Origin of the sequence: Arthrobacter sp. NPDC058097 (assembly GCF_042884885.1) — a bacterium.
In the GTDB taxonomy this organism is placed as follows: Bacteria; Actinomycetota; Actinomycetes; order Actinomycetales; family Micrococcaceae; genus Arthrobacter.
In genome coordinates, this window is sequence record NZ_JBHVSZ010000011.1 from 79574 (window position 1) to 94547 (window position 14974).

Below are 14974 nucleotides of genomic sequence, written 5' to 3' on the forward strand. Positions count from 1 at the left end.
AGGAGTAGTCCGCCTTTCCCGGTGCCTGCCGGCCTCGCGCTGGCAGGTGCGTTACCGGCAAACCCCATTCTCAGCTGCGCGCCTTAGGAAAACCTTGCAAAGCGGCATCTTGCGCAGGACGGTGCAGCGACTGGCCGTGGGAGGAGAAAGTAGAGGGCCGGTGGAGGCCCCGGTTTCGAAGCCGGGGCGCCCGCACCTTCCGGCGGTTTCCATAGTCCGGTGCGGCGGCGTGGCGGTACCGGGGCAGGCCTTGAGCATCTCGCTCCAGCGTCGCCCTGGGTGAAGACGCGCGAAGTTGCTGCGGGTGACGGGGGCCCGGGCTTGGTGCCGGATCCGGTGCATGTTGGGGGGTGCGTTCCGGACCCGGCTGTCCCACGCGGAGGAGGGCGCGTTCGTTCCGCGCAGGCACGGTTGGAGTTTCCCGCATGCGCCTTGGGAAAACCTCGGGTTCAACATCCCTCGAGAGCTCGACACGGCGCGCGGTTTCTCTGCAGACCAAGCCTGCAGGCTGGGATGGGGGACACCAGCGGCCGTCCGTCGCCAGGCAGCTGCAATTTTTGCGCCGCTCACACAACTACGACCGAGAGGCGGACTAAGAACCAGAGGATTGCCTCGTAGGCTTCCTGCCGCTCCTGAACGATGGCAGGTCCTACAGGTTCTGGACGTCGCGCCGGTGGGCGAGGAGACCCTGCCCGGGGTTTTCGGGGCCTCGTGGCTGGGGTTTTTCCGGGCTTCCGTTGCAGCCGGGATGGATGGGACCATAATGTTCCAGCCTACGAAGGGGTAGTCATGGATGACAGCAGCCGCAAACCGCCTTCGGCGGTGAGATTCCGGATCACCATGGTTATTGTTGTCCTGCTGCTAGCCGTCGCGATGTGGTTCGGCATTCCAGCCTTGGCCCACATTCTCGGTCCCGCATGGGAGAGGCTCTTTAATCGGTGATGGGAGTGCCTGCTGAGCTTCTGTCCACACACCACGGCAGATTCCTTCAAGAGGGCCTCCGGCGTGAACTGCTCTCCGCCAATGAACAGGCGAAGGTGATCCGATACGACGTGCGCGCCTGATCGAAGGCGGCGGCACCGGGCCCAGAGCTTTCAGGTGGCACACCAACGGTGGGGCTGGTTCGGATATCAGGAGTGACGACCGGCATCTTCGCGGTCCTGCAGGTGGGCCATTAGGGCCTGTTCGGGGCGGTCGATGTTCTCCCGGAGCCGTTGGAGCAGGCCTGTACGGGCTTCGAGCGTCGTGTCCGCGTTGTCGAAGACGTCATTGATGATCTTAAGGACCTGCCAGCGCAGTACTGTCCGGCACCCGCAGCTATCGACGACGGTGCACCCCGCGGCCCGGTGGGCTTGCTCGTGTGTCATGGCAGCAGGTTCACCTCAAGACACTGGAAATAGCCGGAGAAACAAGGCCCCTAGAAAAGGGCAGACGGTCCCGGTCGTTTTGTCAGGATGCGGTGCAGGGGACACCCGCCTGGTCCACCCCAGGTTCGGCCTCACAGGAAATTCACAGGTTTCTATAACGTCGGGGCGTCAGGCTCTGGGTATCTGGCTGGGGAGTTAGAGCTTGTAACTGGTTCCCGTCAGTGCGCCGGGTGCGGCAGCGCACAGGCACTACCGGACCCGGCGGCCCCCTCCCGCTTCTGGACGTGGATGCCCCTCCACTGGCCGCGTCACGGAGCAGCGTTCACGGATTGGATGGCGGATATGCCGATCACAAGAAATGTCGCCTGGGATGCGCGGCTGGAACTTTTCAAGGGCAGAGACAGCACCCACTACGTAAGTGCGGCTGCCAGCATGGCCACCGCATGCGGCACCTGCGGTCAGCCGCTGACCGGGGATGAGCAGCTCGCCATATCCGTTGACGTGTCCATCGCACATGGACCGGACGGCGCGGATTACCGTGCCTTCGATTGCTGTGTCTGCCACCGTGGGTGCTGCGTGCCGGGCCTGACGGTGGCTCCCAGCCGTCGCCGAGTTCTTCCAGGAGGGCCCGCCGCTGGGACAACGGCAGGTCCCGGGCGTCATGACCGGCAACTGCCAGTACATCGAACGCAACGTAATTGGCAGGTGTCGCTGCTGCCAGCCCGGAAAGGGTTTTTGGTCCAGCGCCCAGTCGTTGTTGCAGGGCGGTGAAGTTCAGCCGGCCTTGGCTCCAGATCACGGCTTCGCCGTCGATCACGCATCCTGGGGTTATCTAGCCGCCATGGATCTAGTCAGGCACTGTCAGTGGCGGGATGGGTAACGGCGTGGCTGACAATCTATCCTTGCTGCTGTCAGTAGATTGTGACCGTGGCTTCTGCGGCGGCGTATTCGCTGGCTATGGCGTCTGTGAACGGCGATGACACTTACGTGATCGTCGATGAGACAGATGCGCTCCATGTCGCATCGTCGTGGCTTCGGTTTCTCACTGATACGGGCAAGTCGCCGCATACCGTGAGGAACTATGGAAGCCGGGTTGCGAAATACCTCTCCTGGACGGCGAAGACCTCAGACTGGCGCTCTGTTAGCGTTTCCCACCTTGCTATGTGGCGAAACGCTGTTGGCTCGGAAATCATCCGGGGCGCGGACGGTGTTGGGCACCGCCGAACCAGCCGGACGGTCGAGCTTTGGATGATTCCTCTGCGTTCGTTCTATTGGTGGGCCGATTCGATGGACCTGCTCCGGACTGATGTCGTAGCCCGCATGACTGAGGTGAAGTACTTTCCGCCGGGTTCCGCAGCGGGAGGCGAACACGGAGCCCACCGCCGTGTCCTGGCGGATGCGCTGAAGCCACACCAGTCGCTGGGGCAGAAAAGCCAGGAATTGGAGTGGATCGACGACCCCGGTGCCCGGCGACGATTGGAAACTCTGGAGCTGACCGCCCGCGACCGGTTCCTGATCGACCTCCTCTATTACACCGGCATCCGCGTCGGAGAGGCGCTCTCCCTCTTCTCAGGTGACATGCACTTCGGGGGTGGATCCCCTGAGTTGGGTGCCGGACGGTGGATCCGCACTTCCATGTCGTGATGGGCAATTCCACCGAGAACGGGGCCCGCTCCAAGGGCGCGGAGCGCACGCTCCACGTGACCCCGCCGTTGGTTGAGCGCTACGTCGATTACGTGCTGGAACGCTCAGCCGTTCTCGGGCTGGACGATCATTCAAAGCATGTCTTCGTGAATTTGTACGACAGGGAAAACGACTACCTTGGGCGGGCCATGACTTATTCCAATGCCTACGACCTCGTGAAGCGGGTGGGGGACAAAATCGGCATCCCCCTCACGCGTCCCCATATGCTCCGGCACACGTTCGCCACCCGACTCGTGCGCGGCATCGACTGTGACCGGCAGGACCTTGACGTTGTCCAGTATCTGCTGGGACACCGAAGAATTGAATCAACCCGCGTCTACACGCACGGGCTTGAGCCAGCGGCCAAGGCTGCCCTGGCCGCACTTGCTCCACGGGCGATCGAACTGAGGCCGACAGAATGACCGTCGCAGCAGTCCCTGTCGGGACACGCGACGAGGGATCGGAGGTTACGTGGAGCTCCTACCTTCGCAGTCGTATCGCCCAGGACTGGAGGCCGTCCGAGTTCGACGCTGACTCGCTCGTTTTCTTTCCCGCTATCGGCAACAGGGATACAAGGCTCACCGTATGCAGCAAGGCCGGCTGCACGGTCCTGCTGCCGGAGGCCGGGCTGTGTCCCGGGTGCAGGAGTACCTGGCGGAAATCCAATGCGGCATGGGCCTTCGAGGATTGGTTGGCCCAACCCAAGCCGGCCAAAGCCGCGTCGGCTTCGGGATGCATGGTGGAAGGGTGCCGCCGGGTGCATTTCGCGCTCGGGCTTTGTGACTTCCACCGCAATGCGTTCCTGAGGGCGAAGAGTTCGGGGCTAGCGGTATCGACGGCGGCGGAATGGATCTCGGTCAGCGAGCATGTCCTTCTGCACAGGGAGAAGCGCTGTTTAGCGGGATGCGGGCACGACGCCACGTCGAGCCAGGGATTGTGCTCGAAGCATACGCGGCTTTATCTGAGCTGGGCCGGCAGGCAGCCGGAGGTTTCCGGGTCGCTTGTCGAGGACTGGGTCGCAAGGGAATATGAGCCGGAGGTCATCATTGATGGCATCCCGACAACCTATGCGACCCGCGTCGCAGTCCCGTTTGCCTTGCTTCCGGAGCCGGTTCGCTCGGAGCTCCTGTATGCGGTCCAGGCCCGGGACCTCGCAGGGATCTCACGGTTCGATCCGCTGGTGCTGCGGATGGTGTATTTGGACTTGCGCCGCCGTGGAGTGACGAGCGTCGTCGGCCAGACGTCGCTGGGGCAGTCAAAAGGTCACAAGCAGCTTCGGTTTCTCCGAGAAGACCTCCAGCGACGGATTGACCAGGCACACCGCGACTGGTCGGGAATGGACCCCCGCGACAACCGTGTCCTCTACTTCGCTGACCTCGCTTTGCGGGAGTCCCAGCAGAGCTTCGGGCATAACGCGAAGATCGACCTTCGGGGCATCAGCCAAGGCTGGGTGGCCCAGTCTGTGACCGCATGGGCCAGACACGGCGGCCCGCACAACGTCCCCACGCTCTACTCCGCACAACACGCCTGGACCCTGATAGACGAGATCCTTACCCTCCGCGGCACGTCGCCGAACGCGCTGGGAGTTGCGGACATGGATGCCGTGATCAAGGCGGTGCGGGAAAGATGGCCCAGACAGCACCCGCAGGCCAAGGTCATTCGAATGATCAGCCAGGTCATCGCCTTCGGCCGCCGTGACGCCTCGGTCGCCCGTTATTGGAAGGACGTCCCTGCCCAGTTCGCCGTTGAAGAGGCCCGTCACGCCGCCGCGGGAAAGCGTTCCCGGTCCGCGTCGAACGCGGACGAGCCCTTCCGCTACACACCCGCCCCTATCATCGATTGGGTCATGGACCATATCCAGCTCATTGATCGCGGCAACCCGTACACCACGGCGGAGGCCAGGGTCATGATTTACCTGCAGGAGCGGTGCGGCCGCCGAACCAGCGAGACCCTGCGCTTGAAGGAAGACTGCATCTCCTATGACCATAGCGGGGCCCCTTACCTGAACTGGACCCAGGCCAAGCCCCCGTGGCAGCCCGGGCCAAGGCTCCCCATCCACCAGGAAACCCACGACATGATCCGCGAGTGGCAGCAGATCAAAGCAGACCACGGCGTTGTTTCCCGATGGCTCTTCCCGACCTTCAAAGGCACGCGGGACCATCACCGGGCCGATGCCTTCCTCAACCACCGTCTCCGCGATTTCCTGAAGCTTCTCGCCGCGCAGGCACCGTTCACCTCCCCGGTCGAGGGAGCGGAAGGCAACCTTGTCTACTTCGACCTCACCCAAATTGATCCGTATTCGTTCAGGCACGCCTTCGCCCAACGACTCGCGGACGCCGTCGACGAAAACGGAGTCTCAACCACACCGCCGGATGTCCTGCGCGAACTGATGGGACACAAGACCCACGGCACCGCGATGGCTTACTACGAGGTGACCGCAAAGCGCCGAAAGAAGGCGATGGCCTCGCTGCCGGCACGCCGGCTGGACATCAACGGCACTGTCGTTCCCTTCGACCGGGAACGTGAGGGCTTCGGCAAGATCGCCCTCACCGTGGGAACATGCACCGAACCCCAAAACGTCGCCGCCAACGGCCACTTCTGCAGCGTTGATTACGCCTGCGAGGCGTGCCCCTTTTTTCTCGTCGACCCCTTGGAACGAGACGCGATGGAAGCCAAACGACTCCACCTGAAGGTCAAATACGAACGCGCCCGCGCCATTCAGACCCGCCAGCACGTACTCGACTACCTGCTCAAACGGATCGACGACTGCTCATCCCTTATTGGAGCCATAGATGCTTACATCGCTTCCCTTCAGCCAGCTGAACGCCGGAAAATCGAAGAGGCCCTGGCGGCCATGGCCGACATCCGTGCCCGGGCGTCCCTGCCACGCAGGATCGACCTGCGCCGGATCCTTCAGGAGGGCGTTTCCAGTGCCGGGCGGTAGCGGGCAGGCTCTCCGGGAGCACCGGCAGGCGATGTCCGGACAGAAGAAAGAAGCCGTCGGCCAGGCTCTTCTGGCCTTGGCTGGACGAGGGGCGGCGATCACCATATCCTCTGTGGCCAGGGAAGCAGGCGTGTCCCGGGAATTCATCCACAGCCACCCCGAACTGCACATCGCCGTCAAGAAGGCAGCCCGCAAAGTCAGGGAGGCATGGAATCGTGACCAGGGCCTGGCAGCAGCCGCTTCCGCCCGTGGCGCAACAGCGGACCGCTTGACCTTTGTCGCGGAGATTCAACGCCTGCGGGAACGGGTGAAGGAACAACAGAAATGCATCGACGAATTACGCCCCCAGCGGCGCCGATGGCTCGGCGCGCAGTTCCCCGACGCCGCCAGCGTCGACCCGGCAGTCAATGCGGAGTTGCGTTCCGCCAACGAGCGGCTCGTGTCGGAAAAGGCGGGGCTCACCAACACCATCAACGACCTCCGGCGGACCATCAAAGCCCTTGAGAACGACCTCGCCGCCACCCGAGAAGCCTTGGCTCAGGAGCTTGCGGAACCCGGATCGGACTACGCTGACATGCTGCGTGGATGCCCCGGGTGCCGCTTCCGGCCAGTTGGAGGCAGAGCGTTCAGAGGTCGGTGAGGCCAGTTCCTGCGCACAAACTAACGTTGTTATCTAGAACCCAGCCTTTCCTTTTTAGTAACCTCAACCGGGCCGGCTTCCTTGGTCTACTCCAAAGGGGAAGCCGGAAGTCGAATCACGGAGCCGCAGCACCTGTAGCGGATGACGAGGAACTAGTGATCGACAGAGACAGGGGGTCCTCAGCGGCCATCAGGCAACTTTGATCTAAGTTCTTCTGCCTCGAAAGCGAGCCTCTGACGCTGGTCTCGGGTGAATCTTCTAACCTGCATGTCAAGGACAGCCCGGCTGCCCAACTCTCCCAAACCCAACAGCTGACCAACCCGACGTCTTGCTTCGTCCACGTCCTCTGAATCCTCAATAATCTGAAAGACCTCGTCACGCCGATCCACCGCCCGCACCAAGGCATCGACGATCATCAAGTGGTCCCTCATCCGCCGCTCATCCTCATCCATGCGGCGATTCTTGCACGACCGTAGTCACTGGGCATTGCGTCCGTTCGGCATCGCCGAAGGAACGGCAACCGGAATGATTCGTATGGACTAGGCCAATCGAAGCCCGTCGCCTTAGTGCCACGGCCAGGCTCATCGAATTCACTGACTTCCACGAACTCTCCCCCTGCTTAGGCGGGCTCCGAGCGTATTGGTTCGGAGTTCCGAGGTCAGCATTTGAAACTGGGACCGTCGAAGCCGTAGAAAGTTTCTATCAACGGGTTACGAACGGGCCGAAGGGAGTTCCTTCATGGGGGATGAAGCGGTCTTTCATCAGCTGTTTATTTCCCGGGTCGCCATGTTTGCTTTTTTTCTGGTGTGCCTAGGCGGTGTGATTGGCGAAGGTTTAGTTCCCCTTTCAACCCCGTCGGGCGCGCCGACGGACGCGCTGGTCTTCGTGGGCTGCGCTGGTGTGATTCTGCTCTGGTTGAGCTGGCGAAACTGGAGGCTCGGGGTTCGGCTCACCTCTACTGAGGTTCACATAAAGGGTTTGTTCCGCGACAGGAAGATTCCCCGGGAGAGTGTTTTGGACGTCACGCCGCTGGGCCACCTGGTCTGGATAGCCCCAGACACCGATGTGCGTGTGTCCCCGTTGATTGCGTTTACAGATCTCGGCGGGCTCGCCGGGATCGTCCGTGAGCACAATACTCGGACCCTGGCACGGCTACGAGAGGAACTGGTTGGACCAGCCCTGGCGCAGCCAGAATTTGCAGCGTCAGGAGAGGACCGCAGTTACGATCCTCCAACGTACCGACGCCGGCGGGACCGAAGCGGGCCGGCGAAGCGCGCTGGCCGAAGGAAAGTGTTGCGAGACGGTTGGCTCGCTGTTCTCCAGCTTCTGGGCTGGAGCCTTTCCGCTGCCCTGGCTAGTTGGCTGGCCATAGAGCCCGCTCTGTGGTTGGGAGGGCAGGACGCAGACGTTCTCCGCTCGGCTCTACGGCTTGATCCCTACACCGATAACAGTGCTATACAGGCAGTGCTCTTCTGGGGCGTCGCTGCAGCTGTCCTGGCAGGAAACACCATCCGGTTCACCTACCTTATGTTCCGCCCTGATCGGGCTTAACTCCTTCTGATTCCAGCGTGGGAACCCTTCACGGGACAGTTCGGCGTTGTCTAGTCCCTGCGGATAGTTGCCGGTCGGCACCACTGCGCGCCGTCCTTCGGCACGAGGACTGACACACGGGGGACTGCTGCTCTGTAGACCGGTGGTCACATTAGCTTTACGGGAGTTCGACTGAGCCAACGGACCGGGACCAGCGGTCCCAGTAGTAGGCGGCGGCCCGCAGGAACTCCTGGCTGTACGGCGATGGCTGCTCATCACCCTCAGGACGTATGGTTCTCCAAACCTCGCCCAGTAGAGGCGTGCGCGGTGTATCAAAGTCCGGCCACTCCTCCGGCGACAACCCCTGCCGGGCCTTCTTCAGCCGGTTCATGTACTGACGGTGAAGACGATCCCGCTCTTTCCGGAACCGGACGGATTCCTCCTCGGTGGCTTCCTTGTCCTTGAGGTACTGATAGATCGACCCGTCCATTTGCCAATGAATCGGAGCCAGGTCCTTGAGCGTGGCCGGCGCGTTCTCATGTATCGAGGCCGCCGGAATCTGGTCCGGATGCCGGCTGACAAGCGACGCCAGAACGCTGGCCGAGGTCAGATGGTTCATGGCAATGCTGTCCCTGATGCTCGGGTCGGAGTCCTGGGCCAGGATGGCGATGACTTCCGGCGACAGGTCGTCGCGACCGGCCAGATCCCACTTCTCGTGATGCGTACCCGTTCTGGCGATCTTCTCGTGAAGTTCCTTTGGCTGCTCAGGGAAGTACTGGCTGTCGTAGGTGAACCCAAAGGAGAAATCCATGGCCTCAGACTAACGCGGCTACGGCAGTACCGTCTCGAATAGCTGGTCGCGGTGTCCCCCTGCGCAGCGGGGTAGCTGCAGCGTTGCCGACTCGGGGATTGGGTACGTCCCCACACCCGGGCTATAGAAGGAACGCTTCACGGCACAGACCAATTGGTCTTACGCCATGCTTGCCCCTGGAGAACCTCGCGGGGCGTCGAGGGCCGGCGGTCTAAGCTGATGGCGTCATGAAAATGAATACTGAAGAATACTGCGAATTCGTCGCTGAAGTTTTGTGGAGCGCGGCACTGGCAGAGCTCGAGAATGCCTCATACGAAGTGGTGAGGGAGGACCCAACGGTGAGCCTGCTGACAGCCTGCCCCGAAGGGAAGACCTTCCGCGTACAAATCCGCGGCGATCTTTTCCAGATCATCTACGACGAGAAGTTTGGTATTCACCGACTTCATGACGGTCGTGGAAGATGAAATCGAGGAATTTTCAAGTGAGGCGCTTCGCGAAGTCCGACGGGTATGTAGGGCCATGTCCCAATTGATCCCCTCGAAAACTCTGCTCAGACGCAGGCCGATGTTTAGCCTAACCACGGCCAGTGGCCGCATCTGGCCTTTCTACTCTTGATGGGGAGGCGCTTCATCCGCACGGGAACCGCCGGTCTAACTGTCGGCTGGTTTTACCTTGGCTGTTCGTTTCCAGGGGAGGGCTGCATAAGAAAGAATGTGGCCACTGCAAGGATGATGCCTAGCAGGGCAAACCATCGAGGTCATGGCGTACCCAATGCCAGGATCTCGAATGATGCCACTCAAGTTGATGCTTGCGGGCAACCATGCAACTGACCAGATCAGGACGTCAAACCAGTTTGCCCACGTCTGGCCGATTCGGAGCAGCAGGAAGGCGCTTCCAGCGAAGACTGCGGCGATGAGGCCAGTGGCGATGACGATACCCGGGCCCCGGGTGACGTCACCGTCCACGAGGCCTGGGTATGTGGCAATGTACCTGGCGAATTGGATGGAAACAGCCACAGTCAAGAAGAGCCCTCCCAGAAACAGCAGCGCATTAGTAGCGAGGGAGGCGCGGTAAACCACCCGGCTTATTCCAGACCCAGGAAGTACGTAAGCCATGCTTTCATCCCCAATGATTGCGCCTGCTGCACGCCTAGGTTATCTCAGCAAGCGTTCTAGCATCCCGAATTCTCTCCCCAGCTGCGGATCATCTTGGGAAGTCTCTACGGACGTGCGCCACAGGCTCCGTTTGTTCGCACCGCGACTCACCAACCGTCGCGATCTTTCAAGCTTGGCCTGCGGCCTGTAACTAGTTCAGCCACATCCATCCACCGCGGCTCCTTGCGGGACCAAGTGTTCTGGCAGACGATGCTAGTCATTTGGGAGCCATCTTCGAGGATGAATCTCAGCCCCCATTCTGTTGGGCGCACATCTTTGACCTGTTCGCGATGAAAAGTGTGTCTCTGGATAGGGCCCTGCAACACGACTTGGCCATCCGTTCGGACTTCTATGTACGGGCGGAACAACAGCAGAACAACGAGCAAAGCGAGGGCACGAATCGCGGTCCAGCCGAGAGGGATTTCAGAAGCAGCCATTTCTCCACGATCAACGAAGCCGATCGTGGAGAATTGCTGTCCCAATAGGATTAGAACGGCAGAAATGCCTGCGAGGCGAATCCACCAACGCACACTCCAGCGGTGCCCAGTTTCCAATCGCGTCCTTTCCTAGTCCGCACGAACGCTGTCGTCTGCGTGACATCCTTCCACGGGAACGTCCCGGAGAGGGTCGCCCCGCATACCGTCCCGTAAGCCGGTCCCTCCAGCAGGATTGCCGTTGTCGGGCAGCCCGGTACCCCTGCCGTGAGGTGGGTCGGTCCGTAGGCCCGATCCGGTGGGCTGTCCGCTGAAGGGGCGCAAAACGGCACTCCGCTAGTAAGCGGGAAGGAGGCTGAAGCAGCCGACATGACCGCACATTGCTGTCGGGGCTCGCTACCTTCGTTGGGCGCTCCGCTTGGAGCCGAGGCGGCCCTGAATCAAGCCGTCTTGGTGGTCCTGAATGATGTTGACATATCAGTTTGTGCAGTTCGCGCCGAGACTCTGCTGCTCGACCACCCGCAGGTAAGGGCTGACAATGCCTGACAGATGCAAAGGCTCAAACAGTTCATCCTTGTAGCCGGCAGCTTCGCTGGGGCTAGGTAACCGGAGGAACGGCCGAAAAGATCGCCGAGCAGAGTTCGGGGAAGTACTTCGTCAGGTCCTTGCCCTGACGGGACCACAGGCTCGTACGCTCCGCGTCACTGAAAATAACGAGCCGGTAGCCATCTACCTTGGGCTCAAAGAGCATTTGCCCGGGCAGCGAAGAGGACCGGGGCATCCCCTTGACGGATTTAGCCAGCGCAACTTCCAACGGCGGGCGTAGCCTCGGGGGAATCAGCTCGGCGGACTCTGCCATATCCCAACACTAGGCTCAATGCCGAAGATCGCGCCGGGACCTTGACGAAGTCCAGTGAGGAAAGCCGTCCCACTTCGGCTCATAGACGCTGCCGCCGGGAAGCGCCGCCTCGGCCGGCACCCATTCAACCGCTCTCGCCAGTGCCAACGGCACGGGCGGCCGCAGCGAGACCGGTACGTCCTCAGTCATGACAGCCACGCTACCGCCGCCAGCCCCAGAGGGTTACGCGGCGGCAGTCCCCGCGTCCGTGATGCCGGCCAGCAGCCACTGCTCGGACAGCGGGTCCCGGCGCAGCTCGAAGGTTCGCAGCGCCGAGGTCGAGGTCAGCCGGATTATCTGCCCCCCGGGATCGTTTGAGCTGATCAGGGTCGATCGATGTTGGGAGGCACGTTGGGGACGTGAGGAGTTAGTGCGGGGAGGGGTCAATTGCGGGGTTTGATCCGTGGCCGCAGGGCCACCCATAGGCCGCAGCGCCGTGCTCTTTCAGGCCTCAACCGGAAAATGGCGGGCCTCAGTACAGGATTGCATGAATACATCAGTGACTGTACTTTGGATTAATGGAAACCCTCACGCACGCCCCGGTCCTCGCGCGGTTCGGTTACGCCGTTTCTGACCCGACCAGGGCCAGAGTGCTGCTGGCCCTGTCCGACGCACCGTCATATCCGTCTGACCTGGCCGATGCCATCGGCGTGTCACGGCAGAGCATGTCTAATCACCTCACATGTCTGCGCGGCTGTGGCTTGGTGGTTGCGGTCCCGGACGGGCGGCGGACCCGGTATGAGCTGGCGGACGCCAGGCTGGGGCATGCGGTGAAGGACCTGATCGGTGTGGTGCTTGCGGTGGATCCGGCGTGTTGCGCCCCGGACGGGACGTGCCTGGCATGAGCGCCGCCATCCCTGCACCGGCGGCGGAACGCCGGGCTGTCCTCACCCTGAGGATCCGGCTGTTCGCGGCCGCGACCATCACCTACAACCTCATCGAAGCGGTGGTCTCCCTCTGGGCCGGCGGCGTTGCCGACTCCTCGGCGCTGATCGGATTCGGCTTGGATTCGGTGATCGAGGTGGCGTCCGCGCTGGCGCTGTCCTGGCAGTTTTCGGCAAAGGATCCGGAACGGCGTGAGCATCTGACGCTGCGGATCATCGCGGTGTCCTTCTTCGCCCTCGCCGCGTTCGTCACTGTCGACGCGGTCCGGTCACTCACCGGCGGAGGAGAGGCGCAGCACTCTACCCCGGGAATTGTGATTGCGGCCCTGAGCCTGGTGATCATGCCGGTGCTGTCCTGGGCGCAGCGCCGCGCGGGCCGCGAACTCGGTTCCAGAACGGCGGTGGCTGACTCGAAGCAGACACTGCTGTGCACCTACCTGTCCGCGGTGCTGCTGGCCGGGCTGGTCCTGAACAGCACGCTGGGGTGGTGGTGGGCAGACGCCGGCGCGGCACTGGTGATTGCGGCGATCGCCGTCCGGGAAGGTATCAACGCCTGGCGCGGGGACGTCTGCTGCACCGTCCCCGGCGCCGCCGCTGACGGACATTGTACCGGGACGGACGACTGCTGCGGGCCGGCGCCGGCTGGAACGGAACCCGCGGTGCGAATCCTTTCGGAGCAGCCCCTGACCACACACAGCAGTACCGGGCCGGCCAACGCCGGCTGTTGCGCCGGGTGCGAACCGGAGACCCCTCCACAGACCCTGACGCTGAACATCCGCCCGAAGGACTGATTAATGGGCAGCGGGCACGACCATTCCCACGGCGCCGGCAGTGCCGCCGGCCAGCGCGGCAAACTGATCATAGTCTTCGCTATCACCTTCGCGGTGATGGTCGCCGAAATCATCGGCTCCCTGCTGACGGGCAGCCTGGCACTGCTGGCCGATGCCGGGCACATGTTCACGGACTCGGCCGGGCTGCTGATCGCACTGATTGCCGCGTCGCTGGCGCTGAAGCCTCCCACGCTCAAGCGCACCTGGGGGTACAAGCGCGCCGAAATCGTCGCCGCAGCCGGGCAGGCGGCCCTGCTGCTTGGCGTGGGCGGATTCGTCATCGTCGAAGGCATCCGCCGGCTCGTCGAGCCCCCAGAGGTCGGCGGATCCACCATGCTGTGGTTCGGCATCATCGGCCTGGCCGGCAACGCCGTCGGCCTGCTGGTGCTCGCCTCGGGCCGGCACCACAACTTCAACATGAAGGCCGCATTCCTCGAGGTCCTCAACGACGCCCTCGGCTCGGTGGCCGTCATCGCCGCAGCGGTCATCATCGCCCTCACCGGCTGGACCCGGGCCGACGCGGTCGTGTCCCTGCTGATCGGCGCGCTGATCATTCCCCGCACCCTGAAGCTGCTGCGCGACACCACCGACGTGCTGATGGAAACCGTGCCCCGCGGCCTGGACATGGCCAAGGTCCGCGAACACATCCTCGCCCTGCCCCACGTCATCGACGTCCACGACCTGCACGCTTCCCTCGTCGGCTCCGGCACCCCGGTCCTCTCCGCCCACGTCACCGTTCAGGACATGTGCATGCGGGACGGCCACTCCGGCACCATCCTCGCGGACCTTCAGCGCTGCGTCGCCGAACACTTTGACGTCAGCGTCGAACATTCCACCTTCCAGATTGAACCCGCCGCCCACCGCGACCAGGAAAGCCTGCCCCACTGATGACCCCAGCTCCGCCGGCCACAACCAGACCTACAGCTGCCACCAAGCGCGCCGACACCGCCAAGAAAGTCCGCACCGTTCTCTGGGGCCTGCTCGCCTTCATCGTCGCCGCCGGCGTGATCGGGTACGCCGTGTTGACGGCCGCGAAGCCCGCTACCACCGCGGCGGCGCCGGCTGCTGACGCGCAGCTCGTCCGGGAGGACAGCCACCGCGTCACCACTCCCGCCACCGAAAAAGCACAGCTGGTGGAGTTCCTGGACTTCGAATGCGAATCCTGCCGGGCCGCCGTGCCTCTGGTGGAGGAACTGAAGAAGGAGTACGGGGACCGGATCACGTTCGTCAACCGCTATTTCCCGCTGCCCGGCCACTGGAACTACGGGACCGCCGCCCTCGCCGTGGAAGCCGCCGCCCAGCAGGGCAAATACCAGCAGATGTACGCGAAGATGTTCAGCACCCAGCCGCAGTGGGGCGAGAAGCAGGACTCGCAGGCCGCCGTGTTCCGCGCCTACGCGCAGGAACTCGGGCTGGATATGGCTAAGTACGATGCCGCGGTTGAGGCGGAGGCCACCAAGGACCGCATCCGCAAGGATATCGCCGACGGCAAGGCCCTCGGCGTCACCGGAACGCCGACGTTCTTTCTCAACGGAGAAAAACTCACCCTGAACACGGAAGAGCAGTTCCGGCAACTCCTCGAAGACGGCGCCAAGTAAACGCCACCCGCTCCCGCTGGGGAGCGGGCCCTGGGGTGGTTGGGTGGCCGCGGGACCCACGCTGCCTAGTTCCCCTGATTACCGGACAGCGTTAGGGGAGCGTTAATTTCCGGCCGGTGAGCGTATGGAAAGCGTTAAGCCAGCCACCGGGCGGACCTGCCGGTGATGTCATGGAGGAAGAGGCCGTCGCGGACACCGGAC

15 protein-coding genes are annotated in these 14974 nt (G+C 62.8%); 10 read left to right on the forward strand and 5 right to left on the reverse strand.

The genetic code is table 11. From position 1 onward, the window contains the following. Window positions 1–789: 789 nt before the first annotated feature. On the forward strand, window positions 790–942 hold the full coding sequence (locus tag ACFVTE_RS18555; protein ID WP_387102863.1) for a hypothetical protein: 153 nt from the start codon (window positions 790–792) through the stop codon (window positions 940–942). 188 nt (window positions 943–1130) lie between these two features. On the opposite strand, the gene ACFVTE_RS18560 is transcribed toward ACFVTE_RS18555, so the two are convergent. Together ACFVTE_RS18560 and ACFVTE_RS18565 are read right to left on the reverse strand one after the other, a co-directional pair. Continuing rightward, window positions 1131–1367: a hypothetical protein gene (locus ACFVTE_RS18560; RefSeq protein WP_387102864.1), complete on the reverse strand. Its 237-nt coding sequence runs from the start codon at window positions 1365–1367 to the stop codon at window positions 1131–1133. A gap of 388 nt (window positions 1368–1755) precedes the next feature. After that, complete coding sequence (locus ACFVTE_RS18565) at window positions 1756–2184, reverse strand: hypothetical protein (protein ID WP_387102866.1); 429 nt, start codon at window positions 2182–2184, stop codon at window positions 1756–1758. Between the two features lie 110 nt (window positions 2185–2294). Between ACFVTE_RS18565 and ACFVTE_RS18570 the strand changes: the two genes are divergently transcribed. The 4 genes from ACFVTE_RS18570 to ACFVTE_RS18585 all read left to right on the forward strand — a co-directional run bounded on the left by ACFVTE_RS18570 (window position 2295) and on the right by ACFVTE_RS18585 (window position 6634). Beyond that, window positions 2295–3011, forward strand: a complete 717-nt coding sequence (locus tag ACFVTE_RS18570; RefSeq protein WP_387102868.1) for a site-specific integrase — start codon at window positions 2295–2297, stop codon at window positions 3009–3011. Continuing rightward, entirely contained in the window at window positions 3011–3472 is a 462-nt protein-coding gene (locus ACFVTE_RS18575; protein ID WP_387102870.1) for a tyrosine-type recombinase/integrase, read from the forward strand. Before ACFVTE_RS18570 ends, ACFVTE_RS18575 begins: the two co-directional genes overlap by 1 nt. Window positions 3473–3984: 512 nt before the next feature. Further along, window positions 3985–5994, forward strand: a complete 2010-nt coding sequence (locus ACFVTE_RS18580) for a tyrosine-type recombinase/integrase (RefSeq protein ID WP_387102872.1) — start codon at window positions 3985–3987, stop codon at window positions 5992–5994. Further along, window positions 5981–6634, forward strand: a complete 654-nt coding sequence (locus ACFVTE_RS18585; RefSeq protein ID WP_387102874.1) for a DUF6262 family protein — start codon at window positions 5981–5983, stop codon at window positions 6632–6634. Before ACFVTE_RS18580 ends, ACFVTE_RS18585 begins: the two co-directional genes overlap by 14 nt. Before the next feature lie 179 nt (window positions 6635–6813). On the opposite strand, the gene ACFVTE_RS18590 is transcribed toward ACFVTE_RS18585, so the two are convergent. Together ACFVTE_RS18590 and ACFVTE_RS18595 are read right to left on the reverse strand one after the other, a co-directional pair. Continuing rightward, window positions 6814–7086, reverse strand: coding sequence for a DNA gyrase subunit A (locus ACFVTE_RS18590; RefSeq protein ID WP_387102876.1), 273 nt, complete (start codon window positions 7084–7086; stop codon window positions 6814–6816). A gap of 1256 nt (window positions 7087–8342) precedes the next feature. Further along, a complete protein-coding gene (locus ACFVTE_RS18595; RefSeq protein ID WP_387102878.1) occupies window positions 8343–8975 on the reverse strand; it encodes a hypothetical protein in 633 nt (210 codons plus the stop codon). Window positions 8976–9208: 233 nt separating this feature from the next. Between ACFVTE_RS18595 and ACFVTE_RS18600 the strand changes: the two genes are divergently transcribed. Then, entirely contained in the window at window positions 9209–9439 is a 231-nt protein-coding gene (locus ACFVTE_RS18600; protein WP_387102880.1) for a hypothetical protein, read from the forward strand. A gap of 1722 nt (window positions 9440–11161) precedes the next feature. Here ACFVTE_RS18600 and ACFVTE_RS18605 read toward each other — a convergent pair. Further along, entirely contained in the window at window positions 11162–11422 is a 261-nt protein-coding gene (locus ACFVTE_RS18605; protein ID WP_387102882.1) for a hypothetical protein, read from the reverse strand. A gap of 557 nt (window positions 11423–11979) precedes the next feature. Between ACFVTE_RS18605 and ACFVTE_RS18610 the strand changes: the two genes are divergently transcribed. From ACFVTE_RS18610 to ACFVTE_RS18625, 4 genes are read left to right on the forward strand one after another with little or no spacing between them, the layout of a single operon-like run. Further along, complete coding sequence (locus tag ACFVTE_RS18610) at window positions 11980–12306, forward strand: ArsR/SmtB family transcription factor (protein ID WP_387102884.1); 327 nt, start codon at window positions 11980–11982, stop codon at window positions 12304–12306. Continuing rightward, a complete protein-coding gene (locus tag ACFVTE_RS18615) occupies window positions 12303–13136 on the forward strand; it encodes a cation diffusion facilitator family transporter (protein ID WP_387102886.1) in 834 nt (277 codons plus the stop codon). The genes ACFVTE_RS18610 and ACFVTE_RS18615 overlap by 4 nt, the downstream gene beginning before the upstream one ends. A 3-nt stretch (window positions 13137–13139) precedes the next feature. Then, window positions 13140–14063, forward strand: coding sequence for a cation diffusion facilitator family transporter (locus ACFVTE_RS18620; RefSeq protein WP_387102888.1), 924 nt, complete (start codon window positions 13140–13142; stop codon window positions 14061–14063). Further along, window positions 14063–14773 (forward strand): DsbA family protein, encoded by a 711-nt coding sequence (locus tag ACFVTE_RS18625; protein ID WP_387102890.1) that lies wholly within the window; start codon window positions 14063–14065, stop codon window positions 14771–14773. The genes ACFVTE_RS18620 and ACFVTE_RS18625 overlap by 1 nt, the downstream gene beginning before the upstream one ends. Window positions 14774–14974 lie beyond the last annotated feature (201 nt).